Annotated in this window: 33 protein-coding genes and 1 pseudogene; 2 read left to right on the top strand and 32 right to left on the bottom strand. The window is 43.9% G+C overall.

The window, feature by feature from the left end; all coding sequences use genetic code 11:
* Nucleotides 1-3 precede the first annotated feature (3 nt).
* The 5 genes and pseudogenes from secG to CDG77_RS05700 form a co-directional block, all read right to left on the bottom strand.
* Nucleotides 4-237, bottom strand: coding sequence for a preprotein translocase subunit SecG (secG, locus tag CDG77_RS05680; protein WP_094328436.1), 234 nt, complete (start codon nt 235-237; stop codon nt 4-6).
* Nucleotides 238-335: 98 nt separating this feature from the next.
* Nucleotides 336-1,934: a 2,3-bisphosphoglycerate-independent phosphoglycerate mutase gene (gene gpmI / locus CDG77_RS05685; protein WP_094328437.1), complete on the bottom strand. Its 1,599-nt coding sequence runs from the start codon at nt 1,932-1,934 to the stop codon at nt 336-338.
* A gap of 221 nt (nt 1,935-2,155) precedes the next feature.
* Nucleotides 2,156-3,841, bottom strand: coding sequence for an ABC-F family ATP-binding cassette domain-containing protein (locus CDG77_RS05690; RefSeq protein ID WP_094328438.1), 1,686 nt, complete (start codon nt 3,839-3,841; stop codon nt 2,156-2,158).
* 155 nt (nt 3,842-3,996) lie between these two features.
* Nucleotides 3,997-4,792: pseudogene (locus CDG77_RS05695) on the bottom strand (Rpn family recombination-promoting nuclease/putative transposase).
* Nucleotides 4,793-4,826: 34 nt separating this feature from the next.
* On the bottom strand, nt 4,827-5,369 hold the full coding sequence (locus tag CDG77_RS05700; RefSeq protein ID WP_317615907.1) for a hypothetical protein: 543 nt from the start codon (nt 5,367-5,369) through the stop codon (nt 4,827-4,829).
* A 229-nt stretch (nt 5,370-5,598) separates the two neighbouring features.
* On the opposite strand from CDG77_RS05700, the gene CDG77_RS05705 reads away from it, so the two are divergent.
* Nucleotides 5,599-6,417, top strand: coding sequence for a DUF6745 domain-containing protein (locus CDG77_RS05705; RefSeq protein ID WP_094328440.1), 819 nt, complete (start codon nt 5,599-5,601; stop codon nt 6,415-6,417).
* A 473-nt stretch (nt 6,418-6,890) separates the two neighbouring features.
* Here CDG77_RS05705 and CDG77_RS05710 read toward each other — a convergent pair whose 3' ends face one another.
* Nucleotides 6,891-7,349 carry a DUF29 domain-containing protein gene (locus CDG77_RS05710; protein WP_094328441.1) on the bottom strand — a complete coding sequence of 153 codons (459 nt, stop codon included), beginning with the start codon at nt 7,347-7,349 and terminating at the stop codon, nt 6,891-6,893.
* A gap of 203 nt (nt 7,350-7,552) precedes the next feature.
* A complete protein-coding gene (locus CDG77_RS05720; RefSeq protein WP_094328443.1) occupies nt 7,553-7,915 on the bottom strand; it encodes a helix-turn-helix domain-containing protein in 363 nt (120 codons plus the stop codon).
* Nucleotides 7,916-8,156: 241 nt separating this feature from the next.
* Here CDG77_RS05720 and CDG77_RS05725 point away from each other — a divergent pair, with 241 nt between their 5' ends.
* Nucleotides 8,157-8,666, top strand: coding sequence for a hypothetical protein (locus tag CDG77_RS05725; RefSeq protein WP_223269714.1), 510 nt, complete (start codon nt 8,157-8,159; stop codon nt 8,664-8,666).
* A 32-nt stretch (nt 8,667-8,698) separates the two neighbouring features.
* On the opposite strand, the gene prfA is transcribed toward CDG77_RS05725, so the two are convergent.
* The 25 genes from prfA to rplP all read right to left on the bottom strand — a co-directional run bounded on the left by prfA (nt 8,699) and on the right by rplP (nt 22,842).
* Nucleotides 8,699-9,796 (bottom strand): peptide chain release factor 1, encoded by a 1,098-nt coding sequence (gene prfA / locus CDG77_RS05730; protein WP_094328444.1) that lies wholly within the window; start codon nt 9,794-9,796, stop codon nt 8,699-8,701.
* 103 nt (nt 9,797-9,899) lie between these two features.
* A complete protein-coding gene (gene rpmE, locus CDG77_RS05735; RefSeq protein ID WP_012410697.1) occupies nt 9,900-10,142 on the bottom strand; it encodes a 50S ribosomal protein L31 in 243 nt (80 codons plus the stop codon).
* Between the two features lie 193 nt (nt 10,143-10,335).
* Nucleotides 10,336-10,752, bottom strand: coding sequence for a 30S ribosomal protein S9 (rpsI, locus tag CDG77_RS05740; protein WP_012410698.1), 417 nt, complete (start codon nt 10,750-10,752; stop codon nt 10,336-10,338).
* Nucleotides 10,752-11,213, bottom strand: coding sequence for a 50S ribosomal protein L13 (rplM, locus tag CDG77_RS05745; protein WP_094328445.1), 462 nt, complete (start codon nt 11,211-11,213; stop codon nt 10,752-10,754). Before rplM ends, rpsI begins: the two co-directional genes overlap by 1 nt.
* A 116-nt stretch (nt 11,214-11,329) precedes the next feature.
* The gene (gene truA / locus CDG77_RS05750) at nt 11,330-12,178 is read right to left on the bottom strand and encodes a tRNA pseudouridine(38-40) synthase TruA (RefSeq protein ID WP_094328446.1); all 849 of its coding nucleotides are present in this window, start codon (nt 12,176-12,178) and stop codon (nt 11,330-11,332) included.
* Nucleotides 12,179-12,266: 88 nt separating this feature from the next.
* Nucleotides 12,267-12,617, bottom strand: coding sequence for a 50S ribosomal protein L17 (gene rplQ / locus CDG77_RS05755; protein WP_094328447.1), 351 nt, complete (start codon nt 12,615-12,617; stop codon nt 12,267-12,269).
* Nucleotides 12,618-12,648: 31 nt separating this feature from the next.
* A complete protein-coding gene (locus tag CDG77_RS05760) occupies nt 12,649-13,596 on the bottom strand; it encodes a DNA-directed RNA polymerase subunit alpha (RefSeq protein ID WP_094328448.1) in 948 nt (315 codons plus the stop codon).
* Nucleotides 13,597-13,923: 327 nt separating this feature from the next.
* Nucleotides 13,924-14,319: a 30S ribosomal protein S11 gene (gene rpsK, locus CDG77_RS05765; protein ID WP_012410703.1), complete on the bottom strand. Its 396-nt coding sequence runs from the start codon at nt 14,317-14,319 to the stop codon at nt 13,924-13,926.
* Nucleotides 14,320-14,373: 54 nt separating this feature from the next.
* On the bottom strand, nt 14,374-14,754 hold the full coding sequence (gene rpsM / locus CDG77_RS05770) for a 30S ribosomal protein S13 (RefSeq protein ID WP_094328449.1): 381 nt from the start codon (nt 14,752-14,754) through the stop codon (nt 14,374-14,376).
* Nucleotides 14,755-14,870: 116 nt separating this feature from the next.
* On the bottom strand, nt 14,871-14,984 hold the full coding sequence (gene rpmJ / locus CDG77_RS05775; RefSeq protein ID WP_015129703.1) for a 50S ribosomal protein L36: 114 nt from the start codon (nt 14,982-14,984) through the stop codon (nt 14,871-14,873).
* A 118-nt stretch (nt 14,985-15,102) separates the two neighbouring features.
* Nucleotides 15,103-15,405 (bottom strand): translation initiation factor IF-1, encoded by a 303-nt coding sequence (gene infA / locus CDG77_RS05780; protein ID WP_442946411.1) that lies wholly within the window; start codon nt 15,403-15,405, stop codon nt 15,103-15,105.
* On the bottom strand, nt 15,406-15,630 hold the full coding sequence (gene infA / locus CDG77_RS05785) for a translation initiation factor IF-1 (protein ID WP_006196724.1): 225 nt from the start codon (nt 15,628-15,630) through the stop codon (nt 15,406-15,408). It lies immediately after the preceding gene.
* Nucleotides 15,631-15,821: 191 nt separating this feature from the next.
* A complete protein-coding gene (locus CDG77_RS05790) occupies nt 15,822-16,373 on the bottom strand; it encodes an adenylate kinase (protein WP_094328450.1) in 552 nt (183 codons plus the stop codon).
* The gene (secY, locus tag CDG77_RS05795; RefSeq protein ID WP_094328451.1) at nt 16,373-17,686 is read right to left on the bottom strand and encodes a preprotein translocase subunit SecY; all 1,314 of its coding nucleotides are present in this window, start codon (nt 17,684-17,686) and stop codon (nt 16,373-16,375) included. The genes CDG77_RS05790 and secY overlap by 1 nt, the downstream gene beginning before the upstream one ends.
* Nucleotides 17,687-17,760: 74 nt before the next feature.
* Nucleotides 17,761-18,204, bottom strand: coding sequence for a 50S ribosomal protein L15 (gene rplO, locus CDG77_RS05800; RefSeq protein ID WP_094328452.1), 444 nt, complete (start codon nt 18,202-18,204; stop codon nt 17,761-17,763).
* A 140-nt stretch (nt 18,205-18,344) separates the two neighbouring features.
* Complete coding sequence (gene rpsE / locus CDG77_RS05805) at nt 18,345-18,872, bottom strand: 30S ribosomal protein S5 (protein WP_094328453.1); 528 nt, start codon at nt 18,870-18,872, stop codon at nt 18,345-18,347.
* Between the two features lie 172 nt (nt 18,873-19,044).
* Complete coding sequence (gene rplR / locus CDG77_RS05810) at nt 19,045-19,407, bottom strand: 50S ribosomal protein L18 (protein WP_094328454.1); 363 nt, start codon at nt 19,405-19,407, stop codon at nt 19,045-19,047.
* A 2-nt stretch (nt 19,408-19,409) separates the two neighbouring features.
* Nucleotides 19,410-19,958: a 50S ribosomal protein L6 gene (gene rplF / locus CDG77_RS05815; protein WP_094328455.1), complete on the bottom strand. Its 549-nt coding sequence runs from the start codon at nt 19,956-19,958 to the stop codon at nt 19,410-19,412.
* Nucleotides 19,959-20,086: 128 nt separating this feature from the next.
* Nucleotides 20,087-20,488 (bottom strand): 30S ribosomal protein S8, encoded by a 402-nt coding sequence (gene rpsH, locus CDG77_RS05820; protein WP_012410712.1) that lies wholly within the window; start codon nt 20,486-20,488, stop codon nt 20,087-20,089.
* A 20-nt stretch (nt 20,489-20,508) separates the two neighbouring features.
* Nucleotides 20,509-21,057: a 50S ribosomal protein L5 gene (gene rplE / locus CDG77_RS05825; protein ID WP_094328456.1), complete on the bottom strand. Its 549-nt coding sequence runs from the start codon at nt 21,055-21,057 to the stop codon at nt 20,509-20,511.
* A 105-nt stretch (nt 21,058-21,162) separates the two neighbouring features.
* Entirely contained in the window at nt 21,163-21,516 is a 354-nt protein-coding gene (gene rplX / locus CDG77_RS05830; protein WP_012410714.1) for a 50S ribosomal protein L24, read from the bottom strand.
* The gene (gene rplN, locus CDG77_RS05835; protein ID WP_012410715.1) at nt 21,516-21,884 is read right to left on the bottom strand and encodes a 50S ribosomal protein L14; all 369 of its coding nucleotides are present in this window, start codon (nt 21,882-21,884) and stop codon (nt 21,516-21,518) included. The genes rplX and rplN overlap by 1 nt, the downstream gene beginning before the upstream one ends.
* Before the next feature lie 46 nt (nt 21,885-21,930).
* Entirely contained in the window at nt 21,931-22,179 is a 249-nt protein-coding gene (gene rpsQ, locus CDG77_RS05840; protein WP_094328457.1) for a 30S ribosomal protein S17, read from the bottom strand.
* Nucleotides 22,180-22,185: 6 nt separating this feature from the next.
* Nucleotides 22,186-22,413: a 50S ribosomal protein L29 gene (gene rpmC / locus CDG77_RS05845; protein WP_012410717.1), complete on the bottom strand. Its 228-nt coding sequence runs from the start codon at nt 22,411-22,413 to the stop codon at nt 22,186-22,188.
* Nucleotides 22,414-22,416: 3 nt separating this feature from the next.
* Complete coding sequence (gene rplP, locus CDG77_RS05850; protein ID WP_094328458.1) at nt 22,417-22,842, bottom strand: 50S ribosomal protein L16; 426 nt, start codon at nt 22,840-22,842, stop codon at nt 22,417-22,419.
* Between the last annotated feature and the right edge of the window lie 41 nt (nt 22,843-22,883).

A 22,883-nucleotide genomic window follows, 5' to 3' on the forward strand; every position in this document is an offset into this window, starting at 1 on the left:
TCCTTATTTAGGCAGCCAACCAGCACTTAAAACTACTGTTAGACCGAGAAAAATTACTGTCAATGCCCAAGTAATTCGGTTTAAGGTGTTTTCTGCACTTTTGGTACTGCTAAATAGCTGGGCTTGCCCACCAATGGCTCCAATGCCATCACCTTTGGGGCTATGCAGTAAAACCAAGATAATCAAACCAGTGGCGGAAAACGCCCAAATACCTTGCACGATATTAGTAACTGTCATGGTAGGAATCTCATTTATAACAATTTTTCAAAAACACGATTCAGAACTCAGAAGTTAGGAGTTTACTAAAAACTCCTAACTCAGGACTCAGCAATCTTTTACAGCCCTATTTGCACGGGGGTGCGAGTGCGTTGCATCTCGTAATCTGCTGTTTTTAGCAGCGATCGCCCGGTCATTTCTGGTGGCTGAGGCAGCTGTAAAATCTCTAGAATTGTGGGGGCGATGTCGGATAGCTTGCCATCGGTTCGCAGTTCGACATTTGTACCATATCCAGGGATTTTGACTTTCTCGCCTTCTACCAAGATAAAGGGGACTGGGTTAGTGGTGTGGGCTGTCCAAGGATTACCCCCATCATCTAGCATATACTCAGCGTTGCCGTGATCGGCAGTAATAATTGTCGTACCGCCGGCTTTGATAACCCTCTCTAATAAGCGTCCTAAACAGCGATCGACTGTTTCAATTGCTGTAATGGTAGCTTCAATTTGACCAGTATGCCCTACCATGTCTGGGTTAGCATAGTTAATCACAACTAAGGAATACGTACCCTTTTGAATCGCAGCGATCGCTACATCTGTAACTGCTGCTGCTGACATGGCTGGGGCGCGATCGTAAGTCGCTACCATTGGGCTGCTTACCAGTTCCCGATCTTCTCCGGCAAAAGGTTCCTCCAGACCCCCATTAAAGAAATAGGTGACGTGGGCGTATTTTTCTGTTTCGGCGGTGCGGAACTGATTCAGACCATGATTGGCTATGACTTCTCCCAGAATGTTACTGAGATTCTGAGGCTCAAAGGCTACAGCCACACGTAAGTCTGAATCGTACTGTGTAAACGTGACAAAAGATAGGGGTGTGATTTGCTGTCTTTCAAAACCATTAAATGTGGGACTAACTAAAGCTTGAGTCAGTTGTCTGGAGCGATCGGGGCGGAAGTTGAAAAATATCACCCCATCCCCTGGTTCTATTGCGCCTGGCGCAATTCGGATTGGGTTGACAAATTCATCTTTTACCCCTTCGGCATAAGATGCTTGCAAGATTTCTACAGCCGTGCGATTATCACCCGTACCATCTTGGGTCATCACGTCGTAGGCGCGTTTTACTCGATCCCACCTACGATCGCGATCCATCGCGTAGTAGCGACCGCTAAGGGTGACTATGCGTCCAATTCCGGCGCGGTCTATATAATCTTGCAGCAGTGCGATCGCTCTTACCCCGTCAGTTGGGGCGGTGTCACGGCCATCGGTAATGGCGTGAATACAAACTTCTGGAATTCGCTGGTCTTTGGCTAAGTCAAGTAGTCCGAATAGATGGGTGATATGCGAATGTACCCCTCCCTCAGAACAAAGCCCGACTAGATGCAGCTTGCTATTCCGAGAACGAACTTCCTGGCAAATTTTGACAAGGGCTGGGTTTAAGGCAATAGAACCGTCTTCAACCGCATCGGAGATGCGTACAAGTTCTTGCGGTACCACTCGCCCAGCACCAATGTTCAAATGACCAACTTCAGAGTTGCCCATTTGACCCTCTGGCAACCCTACGGCTTTTCCTGATGTGCGGATGAGTGTATGCGGGTAAGCTGCCCATAAACTGTCCATAATTGGAGTTTTAGAAGCAACAATAGCGTTTCCTCGCTTTTCCTCGCAGTAGCCCCATCCATCTAAAATGACTAGCACCACAGGAGCAACAGGTGCTTTGGTCATAGTAAAATTGCCCTTTACTTTTTGTAATACCCGAATGATACCATTGCTAATCCACGCCGCAAGTGAATTTTTACTTATTAACTTCTTTTATGAAGGACTTGCGGTTTTTTGAAATATTTTTAAATTTTAGTAGTTTTTCTATGATGTTTTAGGACGCGAAAAAAGGAGTGATTACTTAGTAGTAGCGTTTTAGCACTACTACTAAGCTAGTATCCAATCCTTTATTTCCTTTTGGTGGATGCCTTCGCAGCTTTTTTTGCAGCTTTTTCGGCTTCGATCGCAGCTAACTTTGCTTGTTCTTTTTCTTCGGCAATTTTCTGGAGATAGTAATGATAGTCTCCCAAGTAAACGCGGAATTCACCGTCTCGAATTTCGACGATTTTATTTGCCACTTGAGAAATAAAATAGCGATCGTGGGAAACTACAATTGCCGTTCCATCATAGTTTTTGAGCGCTTCTTCCAGCATTTCTTTAGCTGGAATATCTAGGTGGTTTGTCGGCTCATCTAAAATTATTAAATTCATGGGACGTAAGAGCATTTTTGCCAACGCCAAACGAGCTTTTTCTCCCCCACTCAATGCCCCAACTGCCTTAAATACTGTTTCACCTGTGAATAAGAAACGTCCTAGAAGTGTGCGGACTTCTTGGTTATCCCAGTCTGGAACTTCATCATGGATAGTTTCCATGACAGTTTTCTTCAAATCCAAAGCTTCAGCTTGATTTTGCTCAAAGTAACCAGGGATAACATTATGATCGCCTAATTGAACACTACCTTCAGTGGGTGGTTCCATACCCATAATTACGCGCAGAAGGGTAGATTTTCCAGCACCATTGGGCCCAAGAAAAGCAATGCGATCGCCTCTTTCAATTAGCAGATTTGCTGATAAAAATAGGATTTTCTCACCATAAAGATGAGTTAAATCTTTAATTTCCACTACTTCGCGTCCACTGCGGGGTGCAGGGGGAAAACGGAAGTGGAGAGTTCTCATACCACCAACGGGTGCTTCAATGCGCTCGATTTTGTCGAGTTGCTTTTCCCGGCTTTTCGCCTGGGTACTGCGGGTAGCACTGGCGCGAAATCTATCAACAAAGGTTTGCTGTTTCTCTAATTCTTTCTGCTGGCGTTCGTAAGCACTCAGTTGTGCTGATTGACTTTCGGCTTTTTGTTCCAAATATGCCGAGTAGTTACCAAGGTAGCTAGCAGAAACGCCACGTTCAGTTTCCACAATTTGGGTGCAGAGACGGTCAAGGAACTCCCGGTCATGGGAGACTATTACCATCGGCGTAATCAGCCCTCTGAGGTAATTTTCCAACCACTCAATGGTTTCTAAATCTAGGTGGTTAGTCGGTTCATCCAGCAGCAACAAGTCGGGTTTTTGCAGGAGAATTTTCCCTAAACTCATCCGCATTTGCCAACCACCACTGAAGGCACTGACGAGGCGATCGCCATCTTCTAGCCCAAACCCCATTTCTGGTAAAATTTTCCCGATGCGTGCATCTAAGTTGTAGCCATCCAAGGCTTCAAATTTGCGCTGCAAGCGATCCAACTTGTCGATCAGTCGATCCAGTTCCTCTGGGCTAGCCGTTTCCATCTCTTGCGGTATATGCGCCAGAGATAACTGGACTTCGTTGGCTTCTTGGAAGACAGTCCAAAATTCTTCTCTAACGGTGCGGGTGGGGTCTACTTCAAACTCTTGGTTAAGGTAGGCTATATGTAAGCTATTAGGACGAATGATTTCGCCGGCGGTGGGTTCAATTTCCCCAGAAATGATCTTTAACTGGGTTGATTTTCCAGCACCATTGACACCGACTAAGCCAATGCGATCGCCTGGTTTAACTTCCCAGTTGATATCTTTGAGAACTTCGCCTGTGGGATAAATTTTACTTATATGTTCTAATCGCAGCATTAAGTTTCTCTCAGGTAGGGAGTGGGTGGTTGAGGACGAAGTACTAATACCGCCTCTAATATTAACAAAAATTAACTATAAATTCGTCGCGATCGAGTTTGGAAGCCGCAAACCAAATTTGGCTTGAGCCACGGATAAAATTTACCACATCTATCTTAAGGCTGGCTTTGCGTTACTTGTCTGACTTCTTCGACATTCAAATCTAACGCCTGTGCTACTTGTTCCACAGTCAACCCTGCTGCCAACATTGCTGGTACTGCTTTTAGTTTCCCTTCAACCTTACCTTGTTCAACACCTTCCTGAAAGGCTTCCTGATAAAATCTGGTTTGCTTTAACTCGCTTAAGCCAAACATTTCCTCCATCTCCTCCCTACTCATTGTGGGAAACTTGTAAGCCAAAATAGTCTCTATAAATTGTAATAATTGCTGCTGTTTTGGTGGTGAGCTTATCTCTGACTTGGTTCTGTCTATCAACTCCCAAGCTTAAAGCGATCGCTATGTCGTCGGCTGCAATTACTAATTTAGCAGTTGCAATGCCAATTGGAAGCAATGCAGTTTCGCCTAATTCATCCAAATAAATACGCCTAATCCGCCCACTTGTGAAAAACTCACGGTAATGCTTTATATTGCCTGTATCTACATTCCTGTTTGGGTATAAAACCACAGCACCCCAGTCATTTGATGGTTGATTCTGACGGAGGTATAAACATATTTCTGCAATTAGCCGTGAATAAATTTCCCCATCAGCCTGAAATTGCACTTCAACAAAGTAAATCTGGTTCTCACTTCCTTGTGTAGGCAGAAATACACCATCGATTCGGAAGGCTCTTTGTTTGATTTCAACTGATGAAAATTGATAAAGGTTAGCTTCTTCTGGAGAATTACCAATAAGTTCAAAGAAGATATCAGGGAATTCTTGAAACAGGCGATAAAAGATGATGTCTGTTTTCACAATTTTAGATCAGTTGAAGATTTCGATTTGCTGTTTATGTGTTACTTTTTTCTTCAGAACCATCTCGCACTTTCAGCAATTGCTCTTTTGGCATCCCTAATATACGTGAAAGGGGTGCTAATAAACTATCATCAAATGCTTCCCCAGCATAAATATTATTCAGTTCAGTCGGAGATAATTTAAAGGTGTCGCAGAATTTTGCAAACTCCTGGTTACTCAAGTCAAGCTCTTTTTGCCTATCTTGAAGTAAAACTGCGATCGCTCTTGTTCCATACTTTGGACGTTCGCTATTTTTTACATATTTTTCCATTAAATAATATACTTTTCTGGTATCCCCACCCACTTTTTTAATTAGATCGGTACAAGCCATTTTTAATGCTTTCTTTAAAATTTCTTCTTCGTTTAAAAACTTAATAATTTCACTGGCATATTCTGGTTTAAAAAATCCCACCAAATCACCTTTATGATAAATCGGTATATAATGTTCGTTTGATTCAAAATGCCAATCTAGAGGCTCATTGCGTAGTGACATAGCTGCATCCCTAAATATTTTAAGATTGCACCATTTTAAAACCATTTATTCCTTAACTGCCAATAAAATTACCCTAGTTCTGGCGATTAGAAATCGCAGCTATACAGACAAAACCTACCTGCGTGGGTTTCAACTTCCTGGAGTCCGTGCAGCAAAACTTCGTTTGTATAGCTGTTATGTATTTCTACCAGAACCTTGAAATCAAGCAAAATTAGCGATCGCCTCGCTCATTACCAAGGTTCCAAGCGATTGTGTTCTACAAAAATAATTATCGATGATTACAAAACTGACATCTCAACAAGAAGAATCCATCGTATCTTATCAGCAAAAATGGAGAGCGATTAATTTATCTACAGAGCGTATAAATCGCAATAGAGTATTGGCTGTACTAGAAGATGTATACAATTTTTATCCTGAAAGTTTTACAATGCCTGAAATCACCTTTTTTGAGAGTCCGTATGCTGCTTTTAGCGCTGAGTTAAGACTTGCAACAGCTAACTTCAATGGTCTTAGTGATGATGAAATTATTAATCAGGTAGCTAGCTTACAAACTATTTGTGGCGAAGGTCAACCAAGAACTCGTTTATGGTGGGATTTAAATACGGAATTATATCCAAGCGGACTGAATCCTCAAATCAGTCTAGAAATTTGGAAAGTTTTAGATGAAAATCTTACGGATAAAGTAGGTAGTAGAATTCATACGCAATTATGGAATGTTTTATGGGATTGGCTTTGCGAAAGGTTAAGTAATGAGTTGAAAGATTGTCCTGACGCTTTTGGTCGTTTTTACGATAACTTTATTTATCCTAATTCGGAATGGGCAAGCTACGCTGGACTATTCGACTATTGCATCAATGAACTAGATTGCCAGCATAACCAAGAGCAATGGCAGGTTTACAAAGATTTATGTACTGAGTGTGGTTGGTGGTTTATACCAATGCCTGTACATTACATAATTTGTGATAGACCTACAAAATTACTGCTTGATAATTACGGCGAACTCCATGCTGATGGAGAAACTGCAATTCAGTTTGCTGATGGTTTCGGTTTATACGCTCGTCACGGTAAAGTTGATTCAATTTGTTTTCCCTAAAGTTTATTTACTCTGTCTTGTCGTCAAAGGTCAGGCTCAAACACAACGAACTAAGCATCCCGTTGTCAAGAAACTGTCAAAATCAACACCAATAAACAAAAAGCAGCGTAAATTTTCTTAGGCTTTAAGAATTTAACTCAGTTTGTAAAATAACTGGGGTAATTTATGATGCCTAGTTTTTTATTCACCCAAAATTTACCCTAACACTTATTTTTTGTCCAAAGTCCAATAATAATGGGGGAACAATATTGAGTTTCGCAATGTTCCTTTTCCAAACTGAGGAAGTTTGACTAAGTAGGTGTGTGCAATTAACTTTTAGTAGCTTTTCAATCACTAAAACGTTTTTATGTCAATCTATTTATTATATATTTAATTCAGCCCACCTACTTACTTACAAATATTGGGCATCATCTCTTAGATCAAGCGATAACGTGTCTCAAAATAAAAAATGAGCGTCAGAAAAATAGCAGGAATTATCCTTCCCAGTCTTGACGAGTATCGCACAGGAAATTGTCTGCGATCGCATCATCAAATAAATAAGGGCAATCCTCTGGAAAAGTTCGCAATGGTAAGTTAGTTTCTCGTAGCGCTAAATCAACTCCCGCTTCAAAGCCATCTAACAAAGCTTCTTCTATTCGAGATTTTAAACTAGGGTTCTGTCGCAGATGCCTGTGGATGGCGCGACGCTGTTCTCGAATTGTTAAAAACCAACTGCGAGAGCGTTGTTCGGGTTGATATTCCCACTTTAAGAGATGACCGAGTAATACACTCAGACGGCTCACAAGTTCCCGATACTCCTGTCTCCCCAAAGCTTGAATTTCTTCTTGCAGGTGTTGCCAGTCTAGTTCCATAACTAGCCTCTGTTCTAACGCTTTAGCCTGCTGCTGTGTCCAGCCATAGAAGTCTTGGTCATACAAAAAAGGTTTGTCCATAAAGTTGAGAAACGAGAGCTATAGCGCTTCTGAGTTGAGTCTAATACAGACCTAACCCCCAGCCCCTTCCCTTGTAGGGAAGGGGAGTAAAATTCAAAGCCTCTCTCCTTTTAGGAGAGAGGTTTGGAGAGAGGTCAGAGTGTATTGCATACAAACGAGAAACGTTATATTTTAATGATTTCAATTCAATTCTGAAAAAATATTCAACTAGCTTTCGCCTCATCCCCAGACGCTTCAGCCACAGCCGCCAATCTCTCTGCCGCAGCTTGGACGATTTGAGCCACTTGGGCTAAAGGCATGTGCTGGATTTGTCTCAGAATCAGACTCAAATCTGAGGTTTCTGGAATTGGCTTGCCATCAATGCAGCTGATTAACTCTTCCATTGTGTAGCCTGCTTTCGATGCGATTCGAGCCAAATTTTCTGTATCTGGAACCTTCACACCTTTTTCCCACATCTGAACAGCAGTAGCAGATACCCCCAAAAGCTTACCAAATGCTCGCTGACTCATTGAACCGCGAGCTAGTTTAATGATTTCAATCAGTTTTTGTTTGCTTTCGATCTTCACTGCTTATATAGCTAGCCAACTTTATTTACAAGTTTACTTTCAATAATACAAGTTTACTTTTATATTGACAGCCTTGTGTTTTAGTACTAAAATATATCTCTGGTTGTAAATCGGCAACTACAGGCATCAAGCTAGTAGACTAACCCATCAATCTTTAAATCAACCCAAAAAACTTAGTTTGCTACGGCGCTTGTGCTAGTAGCCAGACTTTGCTGCGAAGAAATAATATCGAAGGTGCATCATGTTTCGCAAGCCACGCAAAATTAACCAATATCGCCGCAAAGGTAAAAACCTTATAGCCACTAATAAAATTAAACCAGAAAAGTGGAACATTTCTGAAGCAGAAACTAAAGAAGCTTTAAAAGTTAAAGGCTACGATGTTAAGCAAATCAAAAAAATCCACCTTCTGAAGCATCAAGTGTGTATTTCCTACTGGGATGCAAAAGGCAATATATGCAGCAGCTTTTTTAGCTACCGGATTTTTGCGCGTTGGCAAGAAGAAGCCCAACAGCTAATTTATACCTGTCAAACCCTGAAGGAATGGGCAAAGCTAAATTACGTTATGAAGTACGAATTTGCCTATTACCATTATCCCAGTGAAATAGAAGATGCACTCCACACGATATTAGAAAACCACCTGTCTGTGTTAAAAGCAACATTACAACAAGTGGTTTTACAAATTCAGAATGAGCAACAAAAGCCTCATGTAGAGACGCGATTTATCGCGTCTTCAAAGAGCAATAACCCATAACCCAAGCGTATTGGGATATTTAACAGCAAAAATTAGTTAGCGGCGGAAGTCGCTAACTCCGCGAGACGTTCTTGCTGGTCTAGAGATATACAAGACTGGATAAGTGTCTCTAAATCACCATCCAAAACAGGGTTAAGAGAATAATTCTGACCTAACCGATGATCGGTAGCGCGGTTATCTTTATAATTATAGGTGCGAATTTTTTCCGATCGCGATCCAGTACCAACTTGCGATCGCCGCATGGAAGTTACAGCTGCTTGTTGTTCGCCTAACTTGATGTCATACAACTTCGCCCGCAGAATTTGCATTGCCCGTTCTTTGTTTTGCAACTGACTGCGTTCTTCTGTACAAAAAATCCGTATTCCCGTTGGTTTGTGCATCAAGTCAACGGCTGTTTCCACCTTGTTAACATTTTGCCCACCAGCACCACCAGAACGGGCTGTGGTCATTTCAATATCTTTCGGGTCAATGTGAATTTCCACATCATCCACCTCTGGCATAATCGCCACGGTAGCTGTAGAAGTATGAACCCTTCCCCCAGATTCAGTTGCCGGCACGCGCTGCACGCGATGTACTCCAGCTTCAAATTTTAATTGGCTGTAAACGTCATTACCTTTAATTTCTAGAATGACTTCTTTCCAGCCACCCACTTCTCCTTTAGATTCGCTCACTAGAGAAACTTTCCAACCTTGAGTTTGGGCATAGCGGGTGTACATCTGCATCAAATCGCCTGCCCAAATACTTGCTTCATCGCCACCAGTACCAGCGCGAATTTCCAACATGATATTCTTTTCATCATTGGGGTCGCGTGGTAGCAGCAAGACTTTCAAGCGAGACTCTAAATGTTCTATTTTTTCTTCAAGTTCTTTTACTTCCAGTGATGCCATTTCTTGCAACTCTGGGTCACTGGCAGATTCTTTGTAAACCTGACGCGCTCCGGTCAAGTCTTCTTGGGCTGTTTTCCAAATTTCATAAGTATCAACTACCTCTTCCAAAGAAGAACGAGACTTAGCAATTTCTTGATATTCATCAGGATTGCTAGCGGTATCGGGGTCGCCAAGACGACGTGTTAACTCATTAAAGGTTTGTTCAACGGATTTTAGTTTGTCCAGTAAGTATGATTCAGCCATGACGAGTGCGATCGCTCCTTAAAAAATAACAAATTGGCTCGAGCATATAAATGAAAATCGACCCAGCTGATGCAGGGCCGTCGTTAACAGCAGAGCCAACTCGCTACTTTTTGGTTTGTTCGTCGCCAGATGTTTGAGTGCTGCTCATACCGTACTTGCGGAGGAAGCGCTCTACTCGACCCTCAGTATCAATAATCTTCTGAGTGCCGGTGTAAAAGGGGTGATTTCCAGACCAAACATCTACGTGCAATTCTGGCTTGGTAGAGCCAATGGTCATAACAACTTGACCGTTGCAGTAAACTTTAGCATCTGGATACCATTTTGGATGAATATCAGCTTTAGCCATTGTTCTTTGTGGGATGAATCTATACAAATTATAACTTTCAGCGTTCAATTGAAGCTAGGGATTGGGGACTGGGGACTAGGGATTGGGGACTGGGAAAGATGTAAATAAACAACGGACTTTTCCCAATACTCAATTCTCAATATCTAATCTCCAATACCCAGTACCCAGTACCCAATACCCAGTCCCCAATCGCTTAACGCTTAGAGTACTGAGGTGCTTTCCGGGCTTTATGTAAACCATATTTCTTCCGCTCTTTTGCTCTGGGATCGCGAGTCAAATAACCTTCGGTTTTCAAAGGTGGGCGGTTGTCTGGGTCAAGTTGGCACAAAGCACGAGCAACTCCCAAACGGACAGAATCAGCCTGTCCGGTCAAGCCACCGCCTTCTGCTTTCACCAAAATGTCATATTCGTTTTCTAATCCCAGAGTTTCCAGAGGAGCTTTTATCACTCCCAGGTAGTTTGGGTTAAATTGGAAATACAAGTTTCCATCTTTACCGTTCACAGTCAGTTGACCGGTGCCTGGAACCAAGCGTACCCGTGCTACTGCATTCTTCCGGCGGCCAGTACCCCAGTATACGGCGCGACCGCTATTGGCATCTGCTACTACCATTAATTTTCTTCTCCAGGAATTGTACTAACTTTTAGTTCTTTAGGTTGTTGAGCATCGTGGGGATGGGTAGGCCCAGCGTAGACTTTCAGCTTGGTGAACAACTGCTTACCCAGGCTATTCTTAGGTAGCATACCTTTAACAGCCTGTTCTAAAATTCGCTCTGGTACGCGCTGTTGCAGTTTAGCGAAAGTTTCCGTTTTCATCCCACCAGGACGACCAGAATGGCGACGGTAAAGCTTTTGAGTGCGCTTTTTGCCTGTGACTGCGACTTTCTCGGCATTAATGACGATTACGAAGTCACCTGTATCCAAGTGGGGTGTATATTCGGGTTTCTTTTTGCCTCTTAAAACCTGGGCGATTTCGCTAGCGAGGCGACCGAGGCGTTTATCGGTGGCATCTACTATGTACCACTCACGCTCAATCGACGCTTGAGAAGGAAGGTATGTTTTAACTGTTGTCATTTGTTATTTGTCCTTTGTCATTTTTAATTTGTCATTAGTCATTTGTCTTTTGTCTTTTGTCAGTTGTCTTTTGTTATTCACTAATGACGATTGTACAGACGCGATTAATCGCGTCTCTACTGACCAATGACTAATGACTCTTGACTAGTGACGAACTTTGGCAAGGTGTCGTACCAAATCTCTTTTGGAAAGGGAAAATCGGGATAGCCGACTCGCAACAAGCACAAGCCTTGGGGCGGGGCGGCATATTTCACTTCTTCCCGGCGTTCTTCTTTCCAGAGTTCAGTGAAGTTAGAAAGTGTTCGTTGTCCAGAACCTACTTGTACCAGCATCCCTACCAACAGCCGCACCATGCCATACAAAAATCCATCTGCCTGTATTTCAATATGGATAAATGGCCCACTGCGACGACACTCTGCTGCTTGCACCTCTACCCAGGAATGCGATCGCTTTGAGCCTGCACGGTGAAAAGCAGCTAAGTGATGCTTTCCCAAGAGAGGTTTCAAGGCAGCTTGGATTAAAGATTCATCCAGGGGTGCATAATAATAATGCCAACTGAAGGGTCTTACAAACAAGTTTTGCCGATCTTCAGTATATATTGTGTAACGATACCGTCGATAGGCTGCACTAAAGCGAGCGTGCCAACGGTTATCTACACTAGCTGAAGCCCTGATTAATATATCTGGCGGCAGGTAGCTGTTGAGGATTGTTGCCCACTTGTGAGGCGGAATTAAACCTGTAGCTTCAAAATGGGCTACTTGAGCAGCAGCATGAACTCCCGAATCGGTTCGCCCAGCACCATGTAGTGTTACATGATGCCCAAGAATAGTAGCGATCGCAATTTCAATCTCTTCTTGGACTGTCCGGTGTTGTTTTTGCCGTTGCCAGCCATGAAAATGAGTGCCCAGGTATTGGATTACCAAGGCTACTCGATGAGTTTGTGTAGGCTGGGGGCTTTCTAACATACAGATTTTGTCCTTTGTCATTTGTCCTTTGTCAGTTGTCCTTTGTTATTCACTAATGACCAATGACTAATGACCAATGACTAACGACTTAAACCAATTCAATTATTGCCATTTTTGCATTATCGCCCCGACGCGGTACGGTACGCAGGATGCGGGTATAACCGCCCTGGCGATCGCCATATCGAGTTGGAACTTGCTCAAATAGAGCGTGAACCAATTGTTTGTCGAAGATATAGCCAAGGGCTTCGCGGCGTGCTGCCAGGGAGCCATTTTTAGCTAGAGTGATCATTTTTTCCACTTCACTTCGCAGAACTTTCGCTCTAATTAAAGTGGTGGTGATCTTACCATGACGGATCAGCTCGGTGGTGAGCGATCGCAGTAAAGCACGGCGTTGATCGGCTGGTTTACTGAGTTTTTTGACGCGACAACGGTGACGCATAATTATGCACTATGAATTATGAAGGTTTTTCTTAAGGGTGTTTAGAGCCTCTTTCCATTGGCAGGGTGATGCCCAAGCGACGCTGCAAAGCTTCCACAACTTCTTCTGCTGACTTCTGCCCAAAGTTCTTAATTTCTAAGAGGTCTTCTTGGGTATAATCCAACAAATCTGCCACAGAGTTAACTTGTGCCCTTTTGAGACAGTTATATGCCCGCACAGAAAGTTGCAACTCTTCGATGGGTATCTGGGCAGTTGGATCGTCTGGAATATCGGAACCTGTGTCTGTTGGTTCCAAGGAGATGTCTTTCAACGGGTTGAATAAATCTACCAAGATCCCAGCAGCAGAAGATAGTGCTTCTTGAGGAGAAATACTGCCATTTGTCCAAACTTCCAACAGTAGTCGGTCTTTTGGAATCAAGCCTTCCCCACGAGATTCTTCAACACTATAGTTGACTTTTCGCACCGGCATAAATATCGAGTCGATTTGGAGAAAGTCCAACGATGTGGCTTCCTCCCGTCCTCGCTCTACAGTCCGATAGCCTTTGCCTTTCTCGATCCGAAATTCCATTTCCAGCTTTCCACCCTCAGCGATGGTGGCTACATACTGAGTCGGATCGATAACTTCTACTTCACTGGGCAAATCAAAATGTGCCGCAGTAATTGTTGTTGGGCCGCTAACGAGTAATCTACCAATCTGAGGCTGCGAGGAATAATTTTTGAGGATAACTTCCTTCATTTTCATGAGGATTTCCAGTACATCTTCCCGCACGCCCGGAACTGTGGCAAACTCGTGTGAAACACCTGCAATCCGCACTGCTGTAACTGCTGTACCTTCTAGGTTAGACAGTAAAACCCGCCGCAGTGCGTTGCCAACTGTTGTTCCTTGACCGCGTTCTAGAGGTTCCAGAACAAATTTACTGTAATGGTTCCGACTTTCTTCAGTATTCGACTCTACACATTCAATCTGAAACTGCGCCACGGATGAGCCTCCCTTTTTCTAAGGTGCTGCTAGCAGACAAATCAATTGCCTCCCGAATTGAATTTATGTCCTGTAGGTTATAGGTCTATCAAACTATTAGTATGAGATTACGATATAGTTTGACGCTCCTATTGAGCTTTCAGGCGCTAATAATATTTTGGGTTCCCGAAGTTTAACAGCTTTCCTTACGGAAAAATCTGATTCGCTTTTGGTCGCCCAAGTTTTCACCCAATGACAGTTTGCACGTTATCCGCCCAATTGGTCATTGCAAGTAACTTTACTTTCTTTGGTTGTAGCTTATTGTCCTCAATGCCCAAGTCCTAGTATTTAAACTCGGCGGCGCTTGGGTGGACGGCAACCATTGTGAGGAATGGGGGTAATATCCCGAATGAGTGTAATTTCCAGTCCTGCTCCTTGAAGTGCCCGGATAGCGGTTTCTCTACCTGCTCCTGGGCCACTGACCATTACCTCGATTTGGCGCATTCCTTGATCGATGGCTCTACGGGCTGCACTTTCAGCAGCTGTTTGCGCTGCAAAGGGAGTTCCCTTTTTTGCTCCCTTAAAACCGCTAGAACCAGCACTAGCCCAGGAGATGACATCTCCATTCTGATCGGTAATGGTGACAATGCTATTGTTGAAAGTAGACTGGATGTAGGCCATCCCACTGGGTACATTCCGTTTCTGCTTCTTGCTCCCGGATTTTTTAGTTGGTTGTCTCGCCATACTTGTTTTCTTGATTTAAGGTAAAACTTGCTCTGATTAGCAAGTGTTGCAAATTTATTTCCCTGGAGCCTTCTTCTTACCAGCCACTGTCTGCCTTCTACCTCGACGGGTTCTGGCATTGGTGCGAGTTCTTTGTCCTCTAACTGGTAAGCCCATACGATGACGACGACCTCTGTAAGTACCAATATCGACTAAGCGCTTGATGTTCAAAGACTCCAAGCGCCGCAAGTCGCCTTCAACTTGATAGTTGGTTTCGATTTCGCCTCGCAGGGCTGTCACATCCGCATCACTTAAGTCCTTAACGCGGGTGTCTGGGTTCACACCAGTAGCCGCTATAATTTCTTGAGCGCGTGATAAACCAATTCCGTAGATATAAGTCAGACCGATTTCGACGCGCTTATCGCGTGGAAGGTCTACTCCGGCAATACGTGCCACAATGAACTCTCCCTATTGTTGTCGCAATTACTGTTGGTTGGAAAAACGTGATTAATCGCGTCTTTCTGTTTTAATGATGATATGAGTGTTACAACTTAACTCTGTTGGTAAGAGCGTTATCCTTGACGTTGTTTGTGCTTCGGGTTCACACAGATCACCATGACGCGACCACGACGTTTAATCACGTTACACTTTTCACAAATTTTCTTGACTGAAGCTCTAACTTTCATTGCCTTTTATTTTCTGACTCCAAATATTAAATTATAGCATTTATAGGGAAAAAAATCCACTGAATTGACTAGCAAACAGTCAAAAAGATGGTTTTCTGGTAAAATCCTCTACATATAGTTACTTCTTGCGTAGTCGATAGGTAATTCTGCCTTTAGTCAAGTCGTAAGGATTTAACTCTACCTTGACACGATCGCCACGTAAAATCTTGGTATATTGACGGTTCACGGGAAGATATGCCAAGACGAAATCCCCATTGTCTAATTGAACTCGGAACTTCTGAGCATTTTTTAAGATTGAGCCATCATCCCTTTTAACTAGAAAGCTGTCACGAGGTAATAACTCTGTAACGCTGCCTTCCATTTGAATGGCTTCTGGCTTAGTCAATAATTTACTTACCTCCGACAAAGATTTTAGTTGCATTTACTTCTTACGCAAGCGGTAGGTGATTCGACCTTTGCTCAAGTCATAAGGAGTTAACTCTACCTTGACGCGATCGCCAGGCAAAATCTTGATATAATTGCGGCGAATCTTACCGGAAATGTGAGCTAGCACGTTAAATCCATTGTCCAAGTCAACGCGAAACATCGCATTGGGCAAGGACTCTGTAACCGTGCCTTCCATTTCAATCAAATCTTGCTTAGACAATTTGTTTTTTCCTCAACTCAACAATTTCGTGTTCAGTTGCAGCACTTCATCTGCAACTGAACACATTTTAAGAAATATATCAACAGTTTATTAATATATCTTAGCTAAAATTGATCTGTTTCTTGGGAGGGGTATGGAACATTGGGAATTGGGGAAAGAATTACTGTAGCTCTTCCCCTACTCCCTCATCCTCAAGCGATTAGCTTTTGCAGTTCACTAGTGACTTCTTCTTGGGACTGATTGCCGTTTACTGTTAAAAGTTTTTGGCGATCGCGATAATAATTAATTAAAGGTGCAGTTTCATCGCGGTAAACTTCTAACCGCCGACGAATCACCTCTTCGTTATCATCTTTTCGTCCTCTAGTTAGCAAACGTTCTACCACAACATCATCTGGTGCATCTAGATTGACTACCCTTTCGCCACTCTGATGTATTGTTTCCAGTAATTCTTCTAGAAAAGCCGCTTGGGTCACTTTGCGGGGAAAACCATCAAGAATCCAACCATTTTCTGCATCTGTTTGGTTTAGGCGCTCCTGTACCAAGTCCTGCACTAGCTGGTCGGGGACTAACTCGCCGCTATTTACATAGTTTTGAGCCTTGATTCCCAAAGGAGTTTGCTCTTTCATGGCTTGTCTTAATATTTCCCCAGTGGAAATATGGGGAATATTCAAGTGTTCCGCCAATGCTTGAGCTTGTGTTCCTTTACCAGCCCCAGGCGGCCCCAAGAAGATTAGTCGCGTCACTATTGTTTCACCATTCCTTCATAGCGCTGAGAGATTACGTAAGTTTGGATTTGTCTTGCCGTATCAATTGCCACGCCCACTAAAATTAACAGAGAGGTCGCACCTAGTCCCTTAAATGTGGGTACTCCTAAAGCACTTTCTACACCAGTTGGGATAATCGCAACCAAGCCCAAAAAGATCGCACCCAAAAAGGTGAGCCGGTTTGACACGCGCTCGATATACTCGCTAGTCGCTTTGCCGGGACGAATGCCAGGAATACTAGAACCCATTTTCTTCAAATTCTGCGCTACATCTACTGGGTTGAGAATCAACGAAGAATAGAAGTAGCTGAAGAAAATAATGGAAATCATGTAAACCAAGGCATAGACCCAAGAGCCAGAACCGCTTGGACTCAAATAAGTGTTAATTATATTTGCCAACTCAGCATTCTTGGCGAAATTTGCAATTAGCAATGGCAAACTGAGGATAGCTGCGGCAAAGATAATTGGCATTACGCCACCTTGATTTAGCCGCAAGGGTAAAAAGCTCCGTTGCTCTGCCAAAACTCTACGACCTACTTGGCGACGAGCCGAAATAATCGGGATGCGGCGCATTCCTTCTTGGACAACCACAATACCAACAATGGTTGCTAAGAAAACTAAGATTAGTACGATGACGCGACCCACTGTTTCCCGACCGCCGACTTGCACCAAATCGATAGTATCGCCTAAAGCTTTTGGTAATGAAGCAACAATGTTGACAAAAATCAACAATGATGCTCCATTACCAATTCCCCGCTCTGTAATTAGTTCTGATGCCCACATGACGAACATGGAACCAGCTGTCAGAGCGATCGCGGTTTCAGCTACAAAGATTGGCCCTGGCTTTAAGGCAAATTGCTGGAGGAATAATGCCGAAAAAGCTGTACTTTGGATAATTGCCCAACACACAGTTACATAGCGGGTAATTTGCGATATTTTCCGCCGACCCGCTTCGCCTTCATTTTTCTGTAAATTTTCTAAAGAAGGAATTGCCGCAGTGAGCAATTGGATGATAATGGACGCATTAATGAAAGGTAAAATCCCTAAAGCAAAGACTCCCAAAGTCGAAAGTCCGCGCCCAGAAAATATATCCAATAAACCGAAGATGGAATTATTGCCCGAGATGGCGTCGTGAAACCGCCCTCGATCAATCCCTGGTACGGGCAGGAAAATTCCCAGGCGAACCAAAATTAAAACACCAACAGTGACAAGCAGCCTACCTCTAAGCCCGGCTGCTTGTGCCATCTGCATAAAAGTTTCTTGAGCCGTTGGGGCTTTGTCTCGACTGATCATAGAGTGCTACCTTTATAGTGAACCAGGCGCTGACAGCGAGTTGGCTTCCATTTAAGTGCGCTGTTCCGGCTCACTCATAAGACTTCACAACTACCACCAGCTGCCTCAATTTTGCTCCGAGCTGTACCTGTGAAAGCTGCCGCTTGTACCTTGAGCGGAATGCTCAATTCGCCGTTACCTAAAATTTTCAGTGGCCCTTTGACAGCAGTCAGGATACCTGCGGCTTTCAAGGAGGTCAAAGTTACTTCTGTATTAGCGGGAAGGGAGGCTAGCTTCTCTACATTAATCGTAGTGTAAATCTTCTGATTAACAATCGGAAAGCCTTTCAGCTTAGGTAAGCGGCGGTACAATGGCTGTTGACCACCTTCAAAACCAGGTCGAGTACCGCTACCAGAACGAGATTTTTGACCCCGCATACCTAGACCAGCACTAGCACCTTGACCGGCAGAAATACCTCTGCCTACACGCTTCTTGCGTTTCTTTGAGCCTTTTTGCGGCTTAACATCATGGAGTCTCATAAGTTATCAAGTTCTCATTTGTCGTTTGTCATTTGTCGTTAGTCATTTGTCATTTGTGATTCACTAATGAACGCCATTTGCTTCAACAGGGGGAACCCCACAACGCAGTGGCTCCTAATGACCAATGACTAATGACTAAATTAGATGTAGAGATTTTGAATAGGAATACCGCGATCTTCAGCGACTTCAGAAAGAGTCCGCAATGTAGATAAGGCATTGACTGCGGCTCTAGCATTGTTAAGCGGATTGTTGGAACCAAGTTGCTTGGCTAAAACGTTACGAACTCCTGCTAATTCCAACACAGTTCGCACAGCACCACCCGCAATTACCCCAGTACCAGGTGAAGCTGGACGCATAATCACTTTTGCACCGCCACCTACACCATCAATAGGATGGGGGATGGAGTTTGATTTGGTGATTGGGATATCAATGAGGTGTTTTTTGCCGTCAGCTACGCCTTTTTTGACAGCGCCAATTACATCTGAAGCTTTGCCTACTCCGACACCAACTTGACCGCGTTCGTTACCAACGACAACGATCGCTCGGAAACTGAGTTTTTTACCACCTTTGACGACCTTACTCACGCGGCGGATTTGGATAACCCGCTCTTGCCAAGTAGTTTCTTCTTTTTTGGCACGCTTTGTTCTACTTTTACGCTCTGTTGCCATATTTATGCTCTGGTGAACGTCATTTGTGAGCCAGTGCGGTCTTGGGGGTCTCCCCCATGAGTAACTGGCGTTCGCCCTTGGCGTGCCGGAGGCATCACCTGAAGGGTCTTTTGTCATTTGTCATTTGTCTTTTGTCATTTGTCCAATGACTAATGACCAATGACCTATGACTTTAGAAATCTAAACCAGCTTCGCGGGCTGCATCAGCTAGGGCTTTGACACGACCATGATATAAGTTACCACCGCGATCGAAGACTACTTTGGTAATACCTTTTTCTAGCGATCGCACTGCGATCAATTTACCAACTTGTACCGATGCGTCGCGGTTTGCACCTGACGCTAAACTAGATTTCAAATCTGGTTCTAAAGTCGATGCTGCCACTATGGTTTGATGCTGACTATCATCAATTACCTGGGCATAAATATGCTCATTAGAACGGAATACCGCTAAACGCGGACGTTCTGGGGAGCCAACAACTTTACCACGAACCCGGCGATGACGACGGTTTTTTGATTCTCTACGAGTAAGTTTCATTTCTACTTCTTACCACCCTTACCAGTCTTACCAGCCTTACGTCTTACCACTTCACCTGCATAGCGAATACCTTTACCTTTGTAAGGTTCTGGTGGACGAACGGCGCGAATTTTTGCGGCTGTATTACCTACAATTTCTTTGTCGTAGCCGCTAACAATTACGTTAGTGGTACCTTCAACTGCAAACTGAATTCCTTCAGGTGGTTCAATTTGCACCTGATGGCTGTAACCCATGTTTAAAACTAGGTTACGCCCTTGAAGTTGTGCCCTGTAACCAACACCTTGGATTTCCAAACGGCGCTGAAAACCAAGGGATACTCCCTCGACCATGTTGGCAACCAAAGTGCGGCTCAAGCCGTGCAGTTGCTTCGATGTCCGAGTTTCATCCCGGCGATTTACGTGCAATATTTCTCCCTCTTGAGAGAGTGAGACATTATCTCTGAGAGTGCGAGAAAGTTCTCCTTTGGGCCCTTTCACTACAATATTCGTACCATCGATCGCCACTTGAACTTTGGCGGGAATAGTAATTGGACGTTTACCAATACGAGACATTACTTTTTGTCCTTTGTTATTTGTCCTTTGCCTTTTGTTATTTATCCTTTGTCTTTTGTCCTTTGTCCTTTGCTTAAGACTAATGACCAATGACTAATGACTAATGACAAACGACTAATGACCAATGACTACCAAACGTAACAAAGCACTTCGCCACCCAAGTTTTGACGACGCGCTTCGCGGTCAGTCATAATTCCACTGGATGTCGAAATAATGGCAATGCCAATGCCGCCTAGTACTCTTGGTAATTCTTTTCTATTGGAGTAAACACGCAAGCCTGGCTTACTCACTCGCTTTAAGGCGGTGATTAGAGGCTGACGATTCTTACCCTTATATTTTAGGGAAATCACTAGGTTGTGTTTTACCCCTTCTTCTGCTTCTTCGATTTCAGCAATAAAGCCTTCCTCCCGTAGCACTTTGGCAATGCTGCGGGTCATTTTTGTCGCTGGCACTTGTGTCGTTTGATGCCGCGCCAGGTTGGCATTGCGGATGCGCGTCAGCATATCTGCAATTGTGTCGTTAGCCGCCATCGTTCCCTCTATAGATGAACTTACTGATCGCGAAAGGGCATTCCTAATTCTTTAAGTAAGGCGCGGCCCTCTTCGTCGTTTTTTGCTGTGGTGATGATGGAAATATCCATCCCACGCACTTGATCAACGCTGTCGTATTCGACTTCTGGAAAAATTAGCTGTTCTCTTACACCCAGAGTATAGTTACCCCGTCCGTCAAAGCTTTTAGGGCTAACGCCGCGAAAATCTCGAATTCTGGGCAGTGATAGGCTAACCAGTCGGTCAAAAAAGGCATACATCCGCTCGGCTCTCAGAGTAACCATGATCCCGACGGGCATCCCTTGACGAATCTTAAAACCTGCGATCGCCTTTTTCGCCCGCGTTACCACTGGTTTTTGACCGGTGACAAGCGCAATTTCGTTGATGGATGCTTCCAGTGACTTGGCGTTTTGAGCAGCTTCACCCAAACCTCGGTTAATAGTAACCTTTACCAACTTCGGTACTTGATGAACGTTGGTATATTGAAACTGATTGATCAGTTTGGGGACGATTGTCTCTTGATATAAGCTTTTGAGTCTTGTTGCTGCCATAGTTTTTTGTCCTGATATCCCTGGGCTTGGTCAGGGAACTTTTATTGTCCTTTGTTATTTGTCCTTTGTCTTTATTACTAATGACTAATGACTAATGACCAATGACTATTTATCCAGAATTTCGCCAGTTTTTTTAAGTTTTCTGACTTTTTTCCCTTCTGAAGTAAAGGTATAACAAACACGACTGGCAACGTTTTGCTTAGTTGAATAAAGCATGACGTTGGAGCTATGAATTGGGAATTCTTGGGTGACAATTCGCCCTGATTCCCCTTCTTGCTGGGGTTTGACGTGCTTGGTCTTGATGTTGACACCTTTGACGATGACTTTACTCAGTTGGGGAAGTGCCTGGACAATTTCACCAATTTTTCCTTTGTCTTTACCAGCAATCACTTGTACGGTGTCGCCAGTTTTGACGTGCATTTTGTGGAATACTTTGGGCGTACCTTGTTTGGTTGCCATTAAAGCACCTCCGGAGCCAGAGAAACAATTTTGGTAAAGTTTTTATCGCGCAGTTCCCGGGCAACTGGGCCAAAAACCCGTGTGCCTCTGGGATTACCGTCTTTGTTGATAATCACAGCAGCGTTATCATCAAAGCGAATACTCATGCCACTGTCACGAGATACGGCTTTCCGAGTGCGGACAATTACTGCTTCCACAACATCAGACTTTTTAACAGCCATGTTGGGTGTAGCATCTTTGACAACGGCGATAATTTTATCACCGATAAAACCATAACGGCGGTTGCCTCCACCTAAGACGCGGATGCACATTAATTTACGGGCACCGCTATTATCAGCGACATTTAAATAAGTCTGGGGTTGAATCACAATTATTCTCCCTTGTGGTGTTGTTAGCTTCTAACAACGATGAGGTTTAAGCGGGCTTGACGTTCAGGACTTCTGTGATTTTCCAGCGCTTGGTTTTGCTCAGGGGTCTAGTTTCCTGAATGCGAACGCGATCGCCTACTTTACACTTATTTTCTTCGTCGTGAACTTTATATCGTTGGGTGTTAACCACAATTTTGCCGTACTTGGGGTGAGGAGCGCGGTTTTCTATGGCAACTACCACAGTTTTTTGCATTTTATCGCTCACTACCAAGCCAACTCGTTCTTTAACTGCCATAATCTCCTACTTTTCTTCTTTAGCCGATTGACTTGCTGCCCGTTTGCGTTCTGTTTCTAATGTCAGCAATTGGGCTAGGCGATGTCGAGCCTGTCTGAACTGGTGGGGCTTTTCTAATTGTCTTGTGGCTTTTTGCAAGCGCAACTGAAATAGTTGTCTTTTGATGGCGACAATTTCATCAGAGAGCTTTTCGTCACTTAATTCTCTAGCTTCTGAAATCTTGGGAAGAGGCATAAGCTACTCCTGCTCCTGTGGTTGAGGGCGCACAATAAACTTGGTTTTTATAGGCAGTTTAAATGAAGCTAAACGCATAGCTTCCCGGGCGATTTCTTCAGTCACTCCACCGATTTCAAACAAAATCCGTCCTGGCTTGACTACCGCTACCCAAAACTCTGGATTACCTTTACCGGAACCCATCCGGGTTTCAGCAGGACGCATGGTTACAGGTTTATCAGGGAAAATCCGAATCCAGATTTGTCCACCCCGACGAATATAACGAGTCATTGCCCGACGAGAAGCCTCGATTTGCCGGGAGGTAATCCAAGCAGGTTCTTGTGCTTGGAGTGCAAAATCACCGAAGTTGAGGGTGCTACCACGGGTGGCTAGTCCCTCCATCCGTCCGCGCTGTTGTTTGCGGAATTTAGTTCTTCTAGGGCTTAACATGATTGGCTACTGGGTACTAGGTACTGGGGATTAGGGATTGG

Source organism: Nostoc sp. 'Peltigera membranacea cyanobiont' 213 (genome assembly GCF_002245975.1).
Taxonomy (GTDB): Bacteria; Cyanobacteriota; Cyanobacteriia; order Cyanobacteriales; family Nostocaceae; genus Nostoc.

Excerpts from the sequence above, each read along its gene's own strand:
- rplP (WP_094328458.1), bottom strand. The coding sequence starts at position 22,842 with ATGTTAAGCCCTAGAAGAACTAAATTCCGCAAACAACAGCGCGGACGG.
- CDG77_RS05705 (WP_094328440.1), top strand. The coding sequence starts at position 5,599 with ATGATTACAAAACTGACATCTCAACAAGAAGAATCCATCGTATCTTAT.
- rplF (WP_094328455.1), bottom strand. The coding sequence starts at position 19,958 with ATGTCTCGTATTGGTAAACGTCCAATTACTATTCCCGCCAAAGTTCAA.
- secY (WP_094328451.1), bottom strand. The coding sequence starts at position 17,686 with ATGATCAGTCGAGACAAAGCCCCAACGGCTCAAGAAACTTTTATGCAG.
- truA (WP_094328446.1), bottom strand. The coding sequence starts at position 12,178 with ATGTTAGAAAGCCCCCAGCCTACACAAACTCATCGAGTAGCCTTGGTA.
- rpsI (WP_012410698.1), bottom strand. The coding sequence starts at position 10,752 with ATGGTAGTAGCAGATGCCAATAGCGGTCGCGCCGTATACTGGGGTACT.
- rpmC (WP_012410717.1), bottom strand. The coding sequence starts at position 22,413 with ATGCCTCTTCCCAAGATTTCAGAAGCTAGAGAATTAAGTGACGAAAAG.
- CDG77_RS05725 (WP_223269714.1), top strand. The coding sequence starts at position 8,157 with ATGTTTCGCAAGCCACGCAAAATTAACCAATATCGCCGCAAAGGTAAA.
- rplQ (WP_094328447.1), bottom strand. The coding sequence starts at position 12,617 with ATGCGTCACCGTTGTCGCGTCAAAAAACTCAGTAAACCAGCCGATCAA.
- rplO (WP_094328452.1), bottom strand. The coding sequence starts at position 18,204 with ATGAGACTCCATGATGTTAAGCCGCAAAAAGGCTCAAAGAAACGCAAG.
- rpmJ (WP_015129703.1), bottom strand. The coding sequence starts at position 14,984 with ATGAAAGTTAGAGCTTCAGTCAAGAAAATTTGTGAAAAGTGTAACGTG.
- rplR (WP_094328454.1), bottom strand. The coding sequence starts at position 19,407 with ATGAAACTTACTCGTAGAGAATCAAAAAACCGTCGTCATCGCCGGGTT.
- rpsQ (WP_094328457.1), bottom strand. The coding sequence starts at position 22,179 with ATGGCAGTTAAAGAACGAGTTGGCTTGGTAGTGAGCGATAAAATGCAA.
- CDG77_RS05710 (WP_094328441.1), bottom strand. The coding sequence starts at position 7,349 with ATGGACAAACCTTTTTTGTATGACCAAGACTTCTATGGCTGGACACAG.
- infA (WP_442946411.1), bottom strand. The coding sequence starts at position 15,405 with ATGCAACTAAAATCTTTGTCGGAGGTAAGTAAATTATTGACTAAGCCA.
- rplM (WP_094328445.1), bottom strand. The coding sequence starts at position 11,213 with ATGACAACAGTTAAAACATACCTTCCTTCTCAAGCGTCGATTGAGCGT.
- rplE (WP_094328456.1), bottom strand. The coding sequence starts at position 21,057 with ATGGCAGCAACAAGACTCAAAAGCTTATATCAAGAGACAATCGTCCCC.
- gpmI (WP_094328437.1), bottom strand. The coding sequence starts at position 1,934 with ATGACCAAAGCACCTGTTGCTCCTGTGGTGCTAGTCATTTTAGATGGA.
- CDG77_RS05690 (WP_094328438.1), bottom strand. The coding sequence starts at position 3,841 with ATGCTGCGATTAGAACATATAAGTAAAATTTATCCCACAGGCGAAGTT.
- CDG77_RS05700 (WP_317615907.1), bottom strand. The coding sequence starts at position 5,369 with ATGGTTTTAAAATGGTGCAATCTTAAAATATTTAGGGATGCAGCTATG.
- prfA (WP_094328444.1), bottom strand. The coding sequence starts at position 9,796 with ATGGCTGAATCATACTTACTGGACAAACTAAAATCCGTTGAACAAACC.
- rplX (WP_012410714.1), bottom strand. The coding sequence starts at position 21,516 with ATGGCAACCAAACAAGGTACGCCCAAAGTATTCCACAAAATGCACGTC.
- rpmE (WP_012410697.1), bottom strand. The coding sequence starts at position 10,142 with ATGGCTAAAGCTGATATTCATCCAAAATGGTATCCAGATGCTAAAGTT.
- secG (WP_094328436.1), bottom strand. The coding sequence starts at position 237 with ATGACAGTTACTAATATCGTGCAAGGTATTTGGGCGTTTTCCGCCACT.
- rpsH (WP_012410712.1), bottom strand. The coding sequence starts at position 20,488 with ATGGCGGCTAACGACACAATTGCAGATATGCTGACGCGCATCCGCAAT.
- rpsE (WP_094328453.1), bottom strand. The coding sequence starts at position 18,872 with ATGGCAACAGAGCGTAAAAGTAGAACAAAGCGTGCCAAAAAAGAAGAA.
- rpsK (WP_012410703.1), bottom strand. The coding sequence starts at position 14,319 with ATGGCGAGACAACCAACTAAAAAATCCGGGAGCAAGAAGCAGAAACGG.